Raw genomic sequence first — 13,000 nt, forward strand, 5'->3', positions numbered from 1 at the left:
TTCCCAATGAGAATGCGCAACCTCGTCGCCACGGTCGGCGTCGCGGCCCTCGCGCTCACCGTCGGTGCCTGCGGCAAGGACGGGACACCGGCGGCCAGCGGCGGTGGCGGCAGCACCACCGGTGAGTGCGGCGACCTGCACAAGTTCGACGTGGCCACCGCGGCCGATGTCGCCGGCAGCGCGACGTTCACCAAGATCAAGGCCCGCGGCAACGCGATCGTCGGGGTCAAGGCCGACCAGCCGAACCTGGGCTACAAGGACGCCAACGGCAAGCGCTGCGGCTTCGACATCGAGATCGCCCGGATGGTGTCGGCCCAGCTCGGCCTCGACCCGGACAAGATCGAGTACAAGGAGATCCCGTCGGCCAACCGCGAGACGGCGATCGCCGGCGGTGAGATCGACTACTACGTCGGCTCCTACTCGATCACCGACAAGCGCAAGAAGCTGGTCTCGTTCGCCGGCCCGTACTTCGTCGCCGGTCAGGACCTGCTGGTCCGCAAGGACGACACCTCGATGGACGCCGGCAAGGACGGCCTGAAGGGCAAGAAGGTCTGCTCGGCGACCGGCTCCACGCCGATCCAGAAGGTCAAGGACGAGAACCTGACCGAGGCGAGCAACATCTCGGAGTTCAAGACCTACTCCGAGTGCGTCTCCCAGCTGCTCGACAACCAGACCGACGCGGTCACCACCGACGACGCGATCCTCAAGGGCTACGCGGCCAACGCGCCCGACGAGCTGCGGGTGGTCGGCAAGCCGTTCAGCACCGAGAAGTACGGCATCGGCCTGCCGCTGGCCGACAAGCCGCTGCGCGACAAGGTGAACGCCGGCCTGGAGGCCTCCTTCGGCGACGGCACCTGGCAGAAGGTCTACGACGAGACGCTCGGCAAGTCCGGCTCCGCCGGTACCCCGCCGCCGCTCGAGAAGTACTGATCCACCGCCCGGCCACGGTGTCCGGCTCCACCGGCACCGTGGCCGGGTTGCGTTTCCCTCATCTTCTGGAAGGTCGCGATGCTCTCGGTCCTCACCGACAACTGGGAACTGTTCCGGGACGGGTTCTGGCTCACCCTCCGGCTGTTCGTGGTCGCCGCTCTGCTGAGCCTGGTCCTCGGGACCGTGCTGGCCGCGTTCCGGGTCTCCCCGGTCCCGGCCCTGCGCGGGATCGGCACCGGCTACGTCAACACGCTGCGGAACACGCCGCTGACCCTGGTGTTCGCCTTCCTGTTCTTCGGCGCCGCGAAGATGCAGCTCAGCCTGCCGACGTTCTTCTGGGCCGGCGTGGCCGCGCTGACGATCTACACCTCGGCGTTCGTCTGCGAGGTCGTCCGGTCCGGGATCAACACCGTCTCCCCCGGGCAGTCCGAAGCCGCCCGCGCGGTCGGCATGACGTTCCTGCAGGTCCTGACGATCGTCGTCCTGCCGCAGGCCTACCGGGCGATCGTCCCGCCGCTGGCCAGCGTGCTGATCGCGCTGCTGAAGAACACCACGATCGCCGCCGGGTTCTCGGTGCTGGAGGCCGGCTCGATCCCGGCCGCGATGGCCGAGCGCGGTGAGAACCAGATGCTCACGCTGGTCTGGATCACCATCGGCTTCCTGATCCTGATCACTCCCCTGGTGCTGCTGCAGCGCTGGGCCGAGCGCCGGACGGCGGTGGCCTGATGACTTCGGTCCTGTACGACGTTCCCGGTCCGCGGGCGAAGGCCCGGAACCGGATCCTGAACATCATCGTGATGCTGGCCGTCCTGGGGGTGGTCGCCTGGCTGATCCACCGGCTGGCGGTCAACGGCCAGTTCGACAGCCGCCGCTGGGCGCAGTTCCAGTACACCGCGATCCAGAACGAGCTGCTCGAGGGCCTGCTGAACACGCTGCGCGCGGCCGGCCTGGCCGCCGTCCTGGCGGTGCTGTTCGGTGCGGTCTTCGCGGCGGCGCGGATCAGCGACCACGCGATCCTGCGGGTGCCGGCGACGTTCGTCGTCGAGCTGTTCCGGGCCATCCCGCTGCTGATCCTGATGTTCTTCTTCTACTACGGCAGCCTGCAGTTCAAGCTCGGCCTCTCGCCGTTCTGGGCGGTCGTGCTCGGCCTGACGCTGTACAACGGCTCGGTCCTGGCGGAGATCTTCCGCGCCGGGATCGCCGCCGTCCCGAAGGGCCAGCGCGAAGCGGCGTACGCGACCGGCCTGCGCAAGAACCAGGTGGTCCGGCTGATCCTGCTCCCGCAGGCGATCACCGCGATGCTGCCCGCGATCGTCAGCCAGCTGGTCGTGCTGCTGAAGGACACCGCGCTCGGCTTCATCATCACCTACAACGAGCTCCTGTACGTCGCCAAGCAGATGGGCGGGCGCCTCGAGTTCGGCTTCCCGTACATCCCGACGTACTTCGTCGTCGCGGTCATCTACATCGGCCTGTGCTCCCTGCTCTCCCTGCTGGCCCGCTACCTCGAAGGCCGCGGCCGCCGCCGCGCCAAGGTCACCGGCGGCCCCGCACCGATCGCGGCCCCGCTGGACACCGGCGACACCACCAAGCTCTGACCGACCGACCACCACGGCCCGGATCGCACTCACGTGCGGTCCGGGCCGTGCTCTGTCCGGCGGAGAACGCCGCGGTACCGATCGGACACTGTCCGAGCCCTTGCGCTCGTCTCGATCTGGGACGGACTGTGGAGGCAGCCGCCCGTAGCTTGCATCCCCGATGACGAGAGGCGCCGCCTGTGGACGACCGTCGTACCGCCAGCTCGCGCGGGGACAGCCTGGTCCTGCGGCAGGCGCGGGACCTCTTCCTGTCCTCGGGTGACTTCGACCCCCTGGTCCGGGAGCCGATCCAGGCGTCCTGGGCCCGGTCGTCGCGGCTGCGGGTGGACACCGACCGCCTGGACCCGACCTACCTGGGGCCGATCGACGAGCCGTCCCCGCTGGCGCTCAGCGCGGCGCCGGTGCTGTCCGCGCTGGCCGACGAGCTGGCCAACGAATCGGTGAGCATCATTCTCACCGACGCGCACGGGCTGGTCCTGCAGCGCGCCTGCTCCGACCAGTCGCTGATCCGGGAGCTGGATCGCGCGTACCTGTCCCCCGGCTTCAGCTACGCCGAGGAGCAGGTCGGCACCAACGGGATCGGTACGGCGCTGGAGGCCGGCGTCCCGACGATGGTGACCGGCAGCGAACACTTCACCGGCCGGCTCGGCGGCTTCGCCTGCGCGGGGGCGCCGATCCACCACCCGATCACGGGCGCGCTGCTCGGCGTACTGGACCTGACGTCGTCGGTGGCTCATTCGAACGCTCTGCTGATGTACTGCGCCCGGTCGACCGCGCAGAAGATCGAGCAGCAGGTGCTGGCCCGGGCCGGGGCGCGGGAGCTGGCGCTGTTCCGCGACTACCTGGCGGCCTGTCAGCATCCGGGCAGTGGTGTGCTCGCGCTGAGCAAGGACCTGGTGATGATGAACGCCCAGGCACAGCAGCGGTTCGACCCAGCCGACCAGGCCGCGCTGCTGGCCCGCTCGGCCGACGCTGCTGGGCAGTCTGCTCCGGTGACGTTGGTGACCGACCTGCCGAGCGGGTTGGTCGCCCGGATGGACTACAGGCCGGCGTTCAGCGGTGCCGAGCTGGCGGGCGGCGTACTGCGGATTCAGGTGCAATCAGGCCTGGACTCCTCGACGGGCGCGGCGCCGATGACCGTCCCGGTCATGCCCGGGCTGGCTGGGACCAGTGCGACCTGGCAGCGGGTCTGCCATGCGGTGGACAGGTCCCGGCAGAGCGGCTCGTGGGTGGTGCTGGAGGGTGAGGCCGGCGTCGGCAAGATCGCCTTGCTGCGCTCGGTGAACCAGCTGCGCAACGGTTCCGGGCTCTTCCGGGTGATGGACGCGGCGGAGGCCGGTCCAGCCTGGCTGGACACGATCTCCGACGAGCTGGAGGCCGGAGCGGGGTCTCTCGTCGTACGGCGGGCGCATCTGCTCGACGCGGAGACGGTGAGCGGGCTGTCCAACCTGCTGCTCGAGCACGCCGACCAGCGGCCTGGGGTCTGGGTTGCGCTGACCATGCGGAGCGAGCCGCGCAACCCTGCCGTCGACGCGCAACTGCTGCCGCACTTCGCGCACACCATCGAGGTGCCGGCGCTGCGGCACCACCTGGAGGACATGCACAAGCTGGTCCCCCATCTGCTCGGCCGACTCAACCGGGGCAACCACCTGACCATCTCGTCGTCCGCACTGGCCCAGCTGATGCGCCTGCCCTGGCTGGGCAACGTGGAGCAGCTACGGCGGGTCCTGCTGCGGGTGGCTCAGCACCGGCGGTCCGGGACGATCCAGCTCGACGATCTGCCGGGCGAGTGCCGCGCGACGACCCGTCGCCGGCTGACGCAGTTGGAGTCGCTGGAGCGGGACGCCGTGGTCAAGGCGCTGGTCATCCATCGCGGCAACAAGGACAAGGCCGCGAGCGATCTCGGCATGTCACGGGCGACCATCTACCGCAAGATCCGCGACTACGGGATCGTGCTGACGATCTGAAACTGCGTTGCGCCGGTCCGGGGTCGCCGGGAGACTTTCCGGATGGCTACTGATGGACGCGGTGGGATCGACGCTGGGCTGGTCCGGCGGCTGGTGAAGGCGCAGTTCCCGCAGTGGGCCGAGCTGCCGGTGGAGCCGGTGAAGGTCGACGGGTGGGACAACCGGACGTATCGGCTCGGCTCGACGATGACGGTCCGGCTGCCTTCGGCCGCGGCGTACGCGGGTGCCGTGGGCAAGGAGAACGAATGGATTCCGCGGCTCGCGCCGTACTTGCCGGTGCCCGTGCCGGAGGTGCTCGGCAACGGCGTACCGGGTGAAGGGTACGAATTCCACTGGTCGGTACGGCGGTGGCTCGACGGGGAGACCTCGTCGCTCGAGCGGATCTCAGACCTGACGGCGTTCGCTGGTGCTGTCGGGGAGTTCCTGCTGGCGCTGCAGGCGTGCGACGCGACGGGTGGGCCGGTGCCGGGTGGGCACAACTTCCACCGGGGTGGGCCGCCGGCGTACTACGACTCCGAGACCCGTGCGGCGCTGGTCGCCCTGGAGGGCCGGGTCGAGGTGGAGGCCGCTGCCGAGGTCTGGGAAGCCGCGCTGGCGAGCAGTTTCGACGGGCCGCCGGTGTGGTTCCACGGAGACATTGCCTCCGGCAACCTTCTGGTGCGGGACGGGGCGCTGTCGGCGGTGATCGACTTCGGGACGTCGGGGGTCGGGGACCCGGCCTGCGACCTGGTGATCGCGTGGACGATGTTCTCCGGCTCCAGCCGCGAGGCGTTTCGCCGTACGGTGGCTGCTGATTCCGGCACGTGGGCGCGGGCTCGCGGCTGGGCGCTGTGGAAGGCGCTGATCGTGCTCGCCGACGGCCGCGACGAGGAGATCAACCGGCTGGTGATCGACGAGGTGCTCGCCGACCACCAGCTCTCCCTCTAACGAAGAGTGTTGAAGGAGTCCCGGAGGATCTCGATCGCTTCCGTGGTCTCCGGCTCCGTCAGCGTCATCGGCGGGGCCATCCGGAGCACGTTGCCGTAGAGGCCGCCCTTGCCGACGAGCAGGCCGCGGTTCTTCGCCTCCTGCTGGAGCTTGGCCGTGGTCGCCGCGTCCGGCGCGTTGTCGCCGGGCTTGACGATCTCGGCCGCCAGCATCAGGCCCTTGCCGCGGACGTCGCCGAGCTCGGGGAACTCGTCGGCGATCCCCCGCAGCCCGTCGGCCAGCTGCGCGCCGCGCTTGGCGGCGTTGGCCTGCAGGTCGTGGTCGAGCAGGTAGTCGATGGTCGCCTTCGCCGCACTGGTCGAGATCGGGTTGCCACCGAAGGTGGACAGCGAGTTCGCGCTCAGGCTGTCCATCAGCGCGGGCGTCGCCACCACGCCGCCGATCGCGAACCCGTTGCCGAGCCCCTTCGCGAACGTCATCGCGTCCGGTACGACGCCGTGCGCCTGAATGCCCCAGAAGTGCTCGCCGGTGCGGCCCCACCCGGTCTGCACCTCGTCGGAGATCAGCAGGATCCCGTACTCGTCGAGGACCTCCTTGAACGCGGCGTACAGACCGTCCGGCGGCGACGAGAACCCGCCGACGCCCTGGATCGGCTCCACGATCAGGCACGCGACGTCGCCGGCGGTCGTGGTCGCGATCACCTCGCGCAGATCGTCGACGCACGCCTTCACGTAGTCGGCGTCGGGCAGATCGCGGAACGGGCTGCGGTACCGGTACGCGCCCTGCAGGTACTGGACGTTGACCGGCGACAGACTGCTCGCCGACCAGCCGCGGTTACCGGTGATCGCGACCGTGCCGAAGCCGCGGCCGTGGTACGAGTTGCGCATCGCGAGCACCTGGTTCGACCGGCGCTTCTGGGTCGCGAACAGCAGCGCGGCCTCGTTCGCCTCGGTGCCGGAGTTGGTGAAGAACACCTTCGCGTCCGCGATCCCGGACAGCTCGGCGATCTTCTCGGCCAGCTCGATCTGCCGGCGGATCAGGTACACGGTGGAGGTGTGCGCGACGCCGCTGCTCAGCTGCTCGCGGACCGCGTCGGAGATCTCGGCGATGTCGTAGCCGATCGCGTTGGTCAGGATGCCGGCGAAGAAGTCGAGATACTCCTGGCCTTCCCCGTCAGTGACCCGGCGGCCGGACCCCTGGACGATCTCGATCGGCTCCTCGTAGTACAAGGCGAGCCAGTCCGGCATGACGGCCTGGTGACGCTCCCACAGCTCCGCATGTGTCATGTCTTAGCAATACCTCATCTCGGGGTTGACCGACAGTGCCCTAAGGTGCTGCGGTGACCCAGCCCAGCATCCCGCACGTGGACATCGAGTCCCTGGCCCACTTCGACGAGATCCTGGCCGCGGGAGCGACCTCGATGAACGGCTGGCGGGTCCAGGCGGTCGACCTGACGGCCCGTACGACGGAACTGCTGCGCCTGACGCCGATGGGCTCGCTGTTCCTCGGCTGCGCGCTCGAGGAGCCGGCGGCCGCGTGGATCCGGGACGGCGGCGGGCTGCTCTTCCCGGCCATCCCGGAGCTGCCGTTCGACCCGTACCGCGGTGTCCTGTACGACGCCGACCAGCTGTACGCCGGGCTCGACGCCGGCTACGAGGCGACCCCGGACGCGCAGATCTACGCCTGGTCGCGCCAGCACGACGAGAAGGGCGACACCAGCCGGACCCTCGCGGCGGCGCTGCACGACCACTCGATTGCCGACGCCCTGCACGAGCTCCCCGACGGCAAGCCCTGGATCGGCGTGATGGGCGGCCACGGGATCAAGCGCGGCGACCCGATGTACCGGTCGGCGGTCGAGCTCGGCCGCGTGCTGACCCTGGCCGGTCTGACCGTCGCGACCGGCGGCGGCCCGGGCGCGATGGAGGCGGCCAATCTGGGCGCGATGCTGGCGTCGTACGACGTCGCCGCGGTCGACTCGGCGCTGGAGGCGCTGGCCGCCGTACCGTCGTTCCGCCCGTCCATCGCCGCGTGGGCCGCGGCCGGCCTGGCGGTCCGACAGGCGTATCCGGGCGACGGCGGCGTCTCCATCCCGACCTGGTTCTACGGCCACGAGCCGCCGAACGTGTTCGCCTCGTCGATCGCGAAGTACTTCTCCAACGCCCAGCGCGAGGACGTCCTGCTCAGCCGGGCCCGCGGCGGCATCGTCTACCTGCCCGGCGCGGCCGGCACCGTCCAGGAGATCTTCCAGGCCGTCACGCCCAACTACTACGGCGACCCGGCCACCCAGATCCCGATGGTCCTGGTCGGCGTCGAGCACTGGACGGTCAGGCTGCCGGTCTGGCCGCTGCTGCAGTCCCTCGCGGGCGGCCGCCCGATGGAGTCGTCCGTCTACCTGGTCGACTCGGTCGAGGAGGCCACCAAACTCGTCACGGCCTGATCGCGGGTCGGACCAGCGATCAGGCCGGGGACGGGTCAGCGGCGGCGGGCCGGGGCCAGGAACTCTTCGGGACGCAGGGCCCGGCCGACGATCCGGGTGTCGCCGAGCCAGCCGTAGAAGCCCTGCCCGTAGCGCAGGCCCGACGACGTCGCCCCGAGCACGAACGGCCGCCCGAGGGTGGCGATCCCGGTCGACGGCAGATCCGGGTTGCGCACGATCAGGGAGCCGTCGACGTACATGCTGCTCCGCCGGCCGTCGTTGACGATCGCGACGTGGGTCCAGCGGCCAGTCGGGATCGCGTGGCTCCACGCGGTCGGGTCGTCATCGGTGCGCACCGGGTACACGACGTACTGGAGGAAGCGCTCGCCGGAGACGTTGAGGCTGCAGGTGCACTCGTCCGGTGAGTAGCCGCCGGTCTTGCCCGCGTCGGCGGCCCGGCCCTCCCAGCTGAACACGCCCATGAAGCCGTGATTGCCGACGAACGGCTCGGGCAGCTTGAGGAACGTCTCGATGGTGTACCCGCGCTCGAACTTCAGGCTGTTGATCGGCGCCCGGTCCCCCGTCCGCAGCGTCGCGCCACGGGCCGGCTGCCCACCGTCGAACCGCAGGCTGGCGTGCGCCGGCTGGACCGGGTGGTGCTCGGTGGAGAACTTCAGCACCTCGGCCGGGCTGTTCTGGATCGGTACGACGGCCAGGTCGTTGCCGTTGCCGGTGAGGTCACGCGCGACGGTCCCGGAGCCGACGGTGGTTCCGTCCGGCCCCGGTGTCCCGATCCCTTCGCCGTCGAACCGCCAGTACGCGACCGTGCCGGTCGGCATCACCGCCCGCGCGGGCCGCGGTGCCGGAACCGGCACCGGTGCGAACCCGGCGAAGCGCTCGTCGAAGTCGATCTCCAGGCTGAACCGGTCCGCCGGTCCGCTCATTTCGACGTGCTCCGCCCCGAGCTGACTGCGCCGGTCGGCCCGCTGCTCGATCAGCCACGGCGAGAACGTCTCGACGTCGATCGCGCCCCGGACCAGGTCGAACGCGTACGTCCGGACCATGCCGGCGCCACCGTAGTACCGGTCCTGGTAGTTGAGGATGTGGGCGTGAACGTCGTGCCCGGCGTCGTTCGTCAGCACGGTGGTGCCACTCGGCCAGAAGTGACCGCTGAGCACCAGGAAGATCTGGTCGTTGCGCCGGATCAGCCGGTCCCAGATCGTCTGTCCGTACCCCGACGGCGCGGCGCCACCGTCACCGTCCGGGGCGGCGAACTCGTGGATGGTCACGATCGCGGGCAGCTTCGGGTGCGCGTCCAGCACGCCCTGCGCCCAGCTCAGCCCCAGGTCGGACATCCGCCAGTCGAGCGCGAGCTGCAGCCACTCGCGTCCACCGCCGCTGAAGACGTGCGCGGTGTTGTACCCGCCGGGTGACGAGCTGCGGTACGTCTTCATCCGCCGCTGGTACGACGGCCCGAAGGCGCGCAGGTACGGCGTGTCGCCGCGCTGGTCGTCGGTCGAGCCGTTGATGTCGTGGTTGCCGGCGATCACGCTGTGCGGCAGCGCACCGAGCGAGCGGAAGACCCGGGCGGCGGGCTCGATCTCGTCGGCGCCGCCGTGCTCGACCACGTCACCGAGATGGGCGACGAAGGCGACGTTGCGCTCGCGGCGCTCGCGGACCAAGTACCGGAAGGTGGCGGTCAGCGGTTCGGGATCGATGCTGACGGCATCGAAAAGGTACTGGGTGTCCGGTACGACGGCCAGGGTGAAGCGGGGATCGACGGCATCGAAGCTCGCGGCGGTCCGGGCCTGCTCCTCGGGCGTCGCGGCCGCACTCGCCGGTACGGCGGCGCCGACCGCCGCGGCGGCGGGCGTCAGCGCGGCGGCCTGCAGCAACGCCCGGCGGCTCGGTCGAAGCGATGCGTCAGTCACGAGAACCTCTCTCAGTCAGTGGTGATTGCCCGCGACGCTAACGACGGGAGGTGTCCGCGGGGTGCCCGCCGGACGACACCCCCGTGCCGCACCGGGGAACACGCACCAGGATCGTCACCACCCGCTCACCAGCTGAAACTTTGGGCGACCGGTGCTGGTTCAGACCACGCGCTGAGGCGTGAACTGCATCCGCGGGTCGGCGTACGCCTCCTGCGACTCGACGAGCTGCAGCTCGCGCTCCCCCGACTCGTGGGTGCGGGTGAGCAGGTCGAAGACGCTCGACGTGGTCCGCGCCAGCGCCTCCGAGAGATCCGCCGTCCGGCGGTAGTGCGCCGTGAAGAGCGCGGCCGTCACATCGCCCGAGCCGTTCGCCTTCATCGGGATGTACGGCGTCTGCACGAGCCACGCGCCGCTGTCGTCGACGGCCAGCATCTCGATCGTGCCGTCCTCGCGGTCGGGACGCTCGACGCTCGTGACGAGCACCGTCCGCGGGCCGGTCGCGCGCACCAACTCCACCGACGCCAGCGTGGACTCCAGCGTGTCCGGCTCGGTGCCGGTCAGGAAGCCCAGCTCGAATTGGTTGGGCGTGATGATGTCCGCGGCCGGAACCACCCGGTCGCGCAGCAGCACCGGGATCGCCGGCGCGACGAAGCACCCGGACTTCGCGTTGCCCATCACCGGGTCGCAGGAGTACACCGCCGCGGGGTTCGCCGCCTTCACCCGCGCCACGGTCTCGAGGATCACGTCGGCGATCCCCTCGCCGCCCTGGTACCCCGAGAGCACCACGTCGATCTGCGGCAGCACACCGCGGTCCTCGATCCCCAGCAGGACCTCGCGGACGTCGTCCGGGCTGATCATCGGCCCGCGCCACGCGCCGTACCCGGTGTGGTTCGAGAAGTTCACCGTGTAGACCGGCAGCACCTCCACCCCGATGCGCTGAAGCGGGAACACGGCGGCGGAGTTGCCCACGTGCCCGAAGGCGACGGCGGACTGGATCGACAGGATCTTCACCGCTCGATCATGCCATCCCGGAACTCGAGTGGGACGTGGTGCCTCTCCCTGCCCCGCCCTCGGTCTCTCGACTTGTCGGTGCGCTGCTCTAGGTTCCTCGGTATGGCGGATTTCGTGCTGGTTCCGGGGGCGTGGCTGGGTGCGTGGGCGTGGGACGAGGTCGCCGACCTGCTCGAGGCCGCGGGGCATGACGTGCACCCGGTGACGCTGACCGGGCTGGCCGAGCTGCATCGGGCAGACTCGGCGCAGACTCCTCAGGCGCAGCACGTGGCCGACATCGTGGGCGTCGCCGACAAGCTGTCCGACGTGGTGATCGTCGGCCACAGCTACTCCGGCATCCCCGCCGGGCAGGCGGCGGCTGCTCTCGGAGACCGGTTGCGCCGGGTTGTGTACCTGGACTCCAACATCCCCGTGGACGGCCAGTCCTTCGCCGACGGATGGTCACCGGAGCGCCGCGCCTGGCTGGCGGGCCAGCTGGCCGAGTCAGGCGGCTTCTGGCCACCGCTGACCGCCGAGGACTACGCCGGCCAGGACCTCACCGACGAGCAGATCGCCACGATCGTCGAGCGCTCCACGCCGCACCCGGGCCGCGCGATCACCGAGCCGGCCGCGCTCCCCCGGCCGATCACCGAGCTGCCCACGACGTACGTGAAGTGCCTGATGGACGGCCCGACTCCGAGTACGCCGGTCCTGCAGCACCTCGAGTCACCGTCGTGGACCCTCGCCGAGCTGGACACCGGCCACTGGCCGATGTTCTCCCAACCCGCCGAGCTGGCCGAGCTCCTCATCAGCGTGAGCTGAGCAGCCTCTCGGCGTGGTCGAGGAACAGGTCGACCTCCTGCACGTCGTAGCCCTCGCGGAACAAACCACTGCTGCGGAACTGGACCTCGCGGATCTCGTCGGCGGTGACCGGCTCGCCGCCCGCGCGGCCGTCGACCGTCGCCTCGAGACGGGCGACGAAGGCGTCGACCTCGGCCACGTCGTACGCCTGCTGCCACTTGACTCGCCGGAACAGCGGGGTGTCCATCAGCTGTTGGCCGCGGCGAGCTGGCCGCAGGCGCCGTCGATCTCCTGGCCGCGGGTGTCGCGAACGGTGGTGGGGATGCCACCGGCCTGCAGGCGGCGGACGAACTCGCGCTCGTCGGCCGGGTCCGAGGCGGTCCACTTCGAGCCCGGCGTCGGGTTCAGCGGGATCAGGTTGACGTGCACCCAGCCCCAGTCGCCGCGGGCGGCCAGCTTCTCGGCCAGCAGGTCCGCGCGCCAGGCGTGGTCGTTGATGTCGCGGATCATCGCGTACTCGATCGAGACCCGGCGCTTGGTCTTCTCGGCGTACGCCCAGGCGGCGTCGAGCACCTCGTCGACCTTCCACCGGTTGTTGATCGGGACCAGTTCGTCGCGCAGCTCGTCGTCCGGCGCGTGCAGTGACAACGCCAGGGTGACCGGGATGCCCTCGTCGGCCAGCTGGTTGATCCGCGGCACCAGCCCGACGGTCGACACGGTGACGCCACGGGCCGAGATGCCCAGGCCCTCCGGCGACGGGGCGGTGAAGCGGCGGACCGCACCGATCACGGCCTTGTAGTTGGCCATCGGCTCACCCATGCCCATGAACACGATGTTGTTGACCCGGCCCGGGCCACCCTCGATCTCACCGCGGGACAGCGCGCGGGCACCGTCGACGACCTGCTCGACGATCTCGGCGGTGGACATGTTCCGCGTCAGGCCGGCCTGGCCGGTCGCGCAGAACGGGCAGGCCATGCCACAGCCCGCCTGGGACGAGACGCACATCGTGGTCCGGTCGGTGTAGCGCATCAGCACGGACTCGACCAGCGAGCCGTCGAGCAGCTTCCACAGCGACTTGCGGGTCTGGCCGTTGTCGCACTCCAGGTCGCGGACCTTGGTGAGCAGCGGCGGCAGCAGGTCGGCCGCCAGCTTGTCGCGAGTCGCGGCCGGCAGATCGGTCATCTCGGCCGGGTCGGACACCAGCCGGGAGAAGTAGTGGTTCGACAGCTGCTTGGCCCGGAACGCGGGCTCCCCCAGCGCCACCACGGCGGCCTTGCGCTCCTCCCCGCTGAGGTCGGCCAGGTGCCGCGGCGGCTTCTTGGCACGGCGCGGTTCATCGAAAACGAGCGGGAGGGAGGTAGTCATCGCCCTCGATTGTCCCTCGCCGCCGACCGCTTTCACAAATTCACCCGCGGCCAGGACGGCGAGTTCGGCGCAGGCGAC

At 70.2% G+C, this 13,000-nt stretch carries 12 protein-coding genes; 7 read left to right on the top strand and 5 right to left on the bottom strand.

Features of this window, described 5'->3' with window-relative positions:
* Positions 1–6: 6 nt before the first annotated feature.
* From HDA39_RS15630 to HDA39_RS15650, 5 genes are all read left to right on the top strand, one after another.
* The gene (locus tag HDA39_RS15630; RefSeq protein ID WP_184795939.1) at positions 7–930 is read left to right on the top strand and encodes a glutamate ABC transporter substrate-binding protein; all 924 of its coding nucleotides are present in this window, start codon (positions 7–9) and stop codon (positions 928–930) included.
* Between the two features lie 78 nt (positions 931–1,008).
* Positions 1,009–1,656, top strand: coding sequence for an amino acid ABC transporter permease (locus HDA39_RS15635; protein ID WP_184795940.1), 648 nt, complete (start codon positions 1,009–1,011; stop codon positions 1,654–1,656).
* On the top strand, positions 1,656–2,525 hold the full coding sequence (locus tag HDA39_RS15640) for an amino acid ABC transporter permease (protein ID WP_184795941.1): 870 nt from the start codon (positions 1,656–1,658) through the stop codon (positions 2,523–2,525). Before HDA39_RS15635 ends, HDA39_RS15640 begins: the two co-directional genes overlap by 1 nt.
* Before the next feature lie 179 nt (positions 2,526–2,704).
* Positions 2,705–4,492 (top strand): AAA-type ATPase lid domain-containing protein, encoded by a 1,788-nt coding sequence (locus tag HDA39_RS43720; RefSeq protein ID WP_184795942.1) that lies wholly within the window; start codon positions 2,705–2,707, stop codon positions 4,490–4,492.
* A 42-nt stretch (positions 4,493–4,534) separates the two neighbouring features.
* Positions 4,535–5,419, top strand: a complete 885-nt coding sequence (locus HDA39_RS15650; protein WP_184795943.1) for an aminoglycoside phosphotransferase family protein — start codon at positions 4,535–4,537, stop codon at positions 5,417–5,419.
* Here HDA39_RS15650 and HDA39_RS15655 read toward each other — a convergent pair.
* Entirely contained in the window at positions 5,416–6,705 is a 1,290-nt protein-coding gene (locus tag HDA39_RS15655) for an aspartate aminotransferase family protein (protein WP_184795944.1), read from the bottom strand. The two genes, HDA39_RS15650 and HDA39_RS15655, sit on opposite strands and share 4 nt — an antisense overlap.
* A gap of 53 nt (positions 6,706–6,758) precedes the next feature.
* Between HDA39_RS15655 and HDA39_RS15660 the strand changes: the two genes are divergently transcribed.
* Positions 6,759–7,856 carry an LOG family protein gene (locus HDA39_RS15660; RefSeq protein ID WP_184795945.1) on the top strand — a complete coding sequence of 366 codons (1,098 nt, stop codon included), beginning with the start codon at positions 6,759–6,761 and terminating at the stop codon, positions 7,854–7,856.
* 35 nt (positions 7,857–7,891) lie between these two features.
* Here HDA39_RS15660 and HDA39_RS15665 read toward each other — a convergent pair whose 3' ends face one another.
* Both HDA39_RS15665 and pdxY read right to left on the bottom strand, forming a co-directional pair.
* A complete protein-coding gene (locus HDA39_RS15665; RefSeq protein ID WP_184795946.1) occupies positions 7,892–9,766 on the bottom strand; it encodes a LamG-like jellyroll fold domain-containing protein in 1,875 nt (624 codons plus the stop codon).
* 159 nt (positions 9,767–9,925) lie between these two features.
* Positions 9,926–10,777, bottom strand: a complete 852-nt coding sequence (gene pdxY, locus HDA39_RS15670; protein WP_184795947.1) for a pyridoxal kinase PdxY — start codon at positions 10,775–10,777, stop codon at positions 9,926–9,928.
* A 102-nt stretch (positions 10,778–10,879) separates the two neighbouring features.
* Here pdxY and HDA39_RS15675 point away from each other — a divergent pair, with 102 nt between their 5' ends.
* On the top strand, positions 10,880–11,578 hold the full coding sequence (locus HDA39_RS15675) for an alpha/beta fold hydrolase (protein ID WP_184795948.1): 699 nt from the start codon (positions 10,880–10,882) through the stop codon (positions 11,576–11,578).
* Here the strand turns inward: HDA39_RS15675 and HDA39_RS15680 are convergent.
* Both HDA39_RS15680 and rlmN read right to left on the bottom strand, forming a co-directional pair.
* On the bottom strand, positions 11,565–11,804 hold the full coding sequence (locus HDA39_RS15680; RefSeq protein ID WP_184795949.1) for a DivIVA domain-containing protein: 240 nt from the start codon (positions 11,802–11,804) through the stop codon (positions 11,565–11,567). The two genes, HDA39_RS15675 and HDA39_RS15680, sit on opposite strands and share 14 nt — an antisense overlap.
* Positions 11,804–12,922 (bottom strand): dual-specificity RNA methyltransferase RlmN, encoded by a 1,119-nt coding sequence (gene rlmN, locus HDA39_RS15685; protein WP_184795950.1) that lies wholly within the window; start codon positions 12,920–12,922, stop codon positions 11,804–11,806. The genes HDA39_RS15680 and rlmN overlap by 1 nt, the downstream gene beginning before the upstream one ends.
* Positions 12,923–13,000 lie beyond the last annotated feature (78 nt).

This window comes from Kribbella italica, assembly GCF_014205135.1.
Classification (GTDB): Bacteria; Actinomycetota; Actinomycetes; order Propionibacteriales; family Kribbellaceae; genus Kribbella; species Kribbella italica.

Coding starts and splice junctions, on each gene's coding strand:
- HDA39_RS15640 (WP_184795941.1), top strand. CDS start 1,656: ATGACTTCGGTCCTGTACGACGTTCCCGGTCCGCGGGCGAAGGCCCGG.
- HDA39_RS15635 (WP_184795940.1), top strand. CDS start 1,009: ATGCTCTCGGTCCTCACCGACAACTGGGAACTGTTCCGGGACGGGTTC.
- HDA39_RS15630 (WP_184795939.1), top strand. CDS start 7: ATGAGAATGCGCAACCTCGTCGCCACGGTCGGCGTCGCGGCCCTCGCG.
- HDA39_RS15680 (WP_184795949.1), bottom strand. CDS start 11,804: ATGGACACCCCGCTGTTCCGGCGAGTCAAGTGGCAGCAGGCGTACGAC.
- HDA39_RS15675 (WP_184795948.1), top strand. CDS start 10,880: ATGGCGGATTTCGTGCTGGTTCCGGGGGCGTGGCTGGGTGCGTGGGCG.
- HDA39_RS15655 (WP_184795944.1), bottom strand. CDS start 6,705: ATGACACATGCGGAGCTGTGGGAGCGTCACCAGGCCGTCATGCCGGAC.
- HDA39_RS15650 (WP_184795943.1), top strand. CDS start 4,535: ATGGCTACTGATGGACGCGGTGGGATCGACGCTGGGCTGGTCCGGCGG.
- rlmN (WP_184795950.1), bottom strand. CDS start 12,922: ATGACTACCTCCCTCCCGCTCGTTTTCGATGAACCGCGCCGTGCCAAG.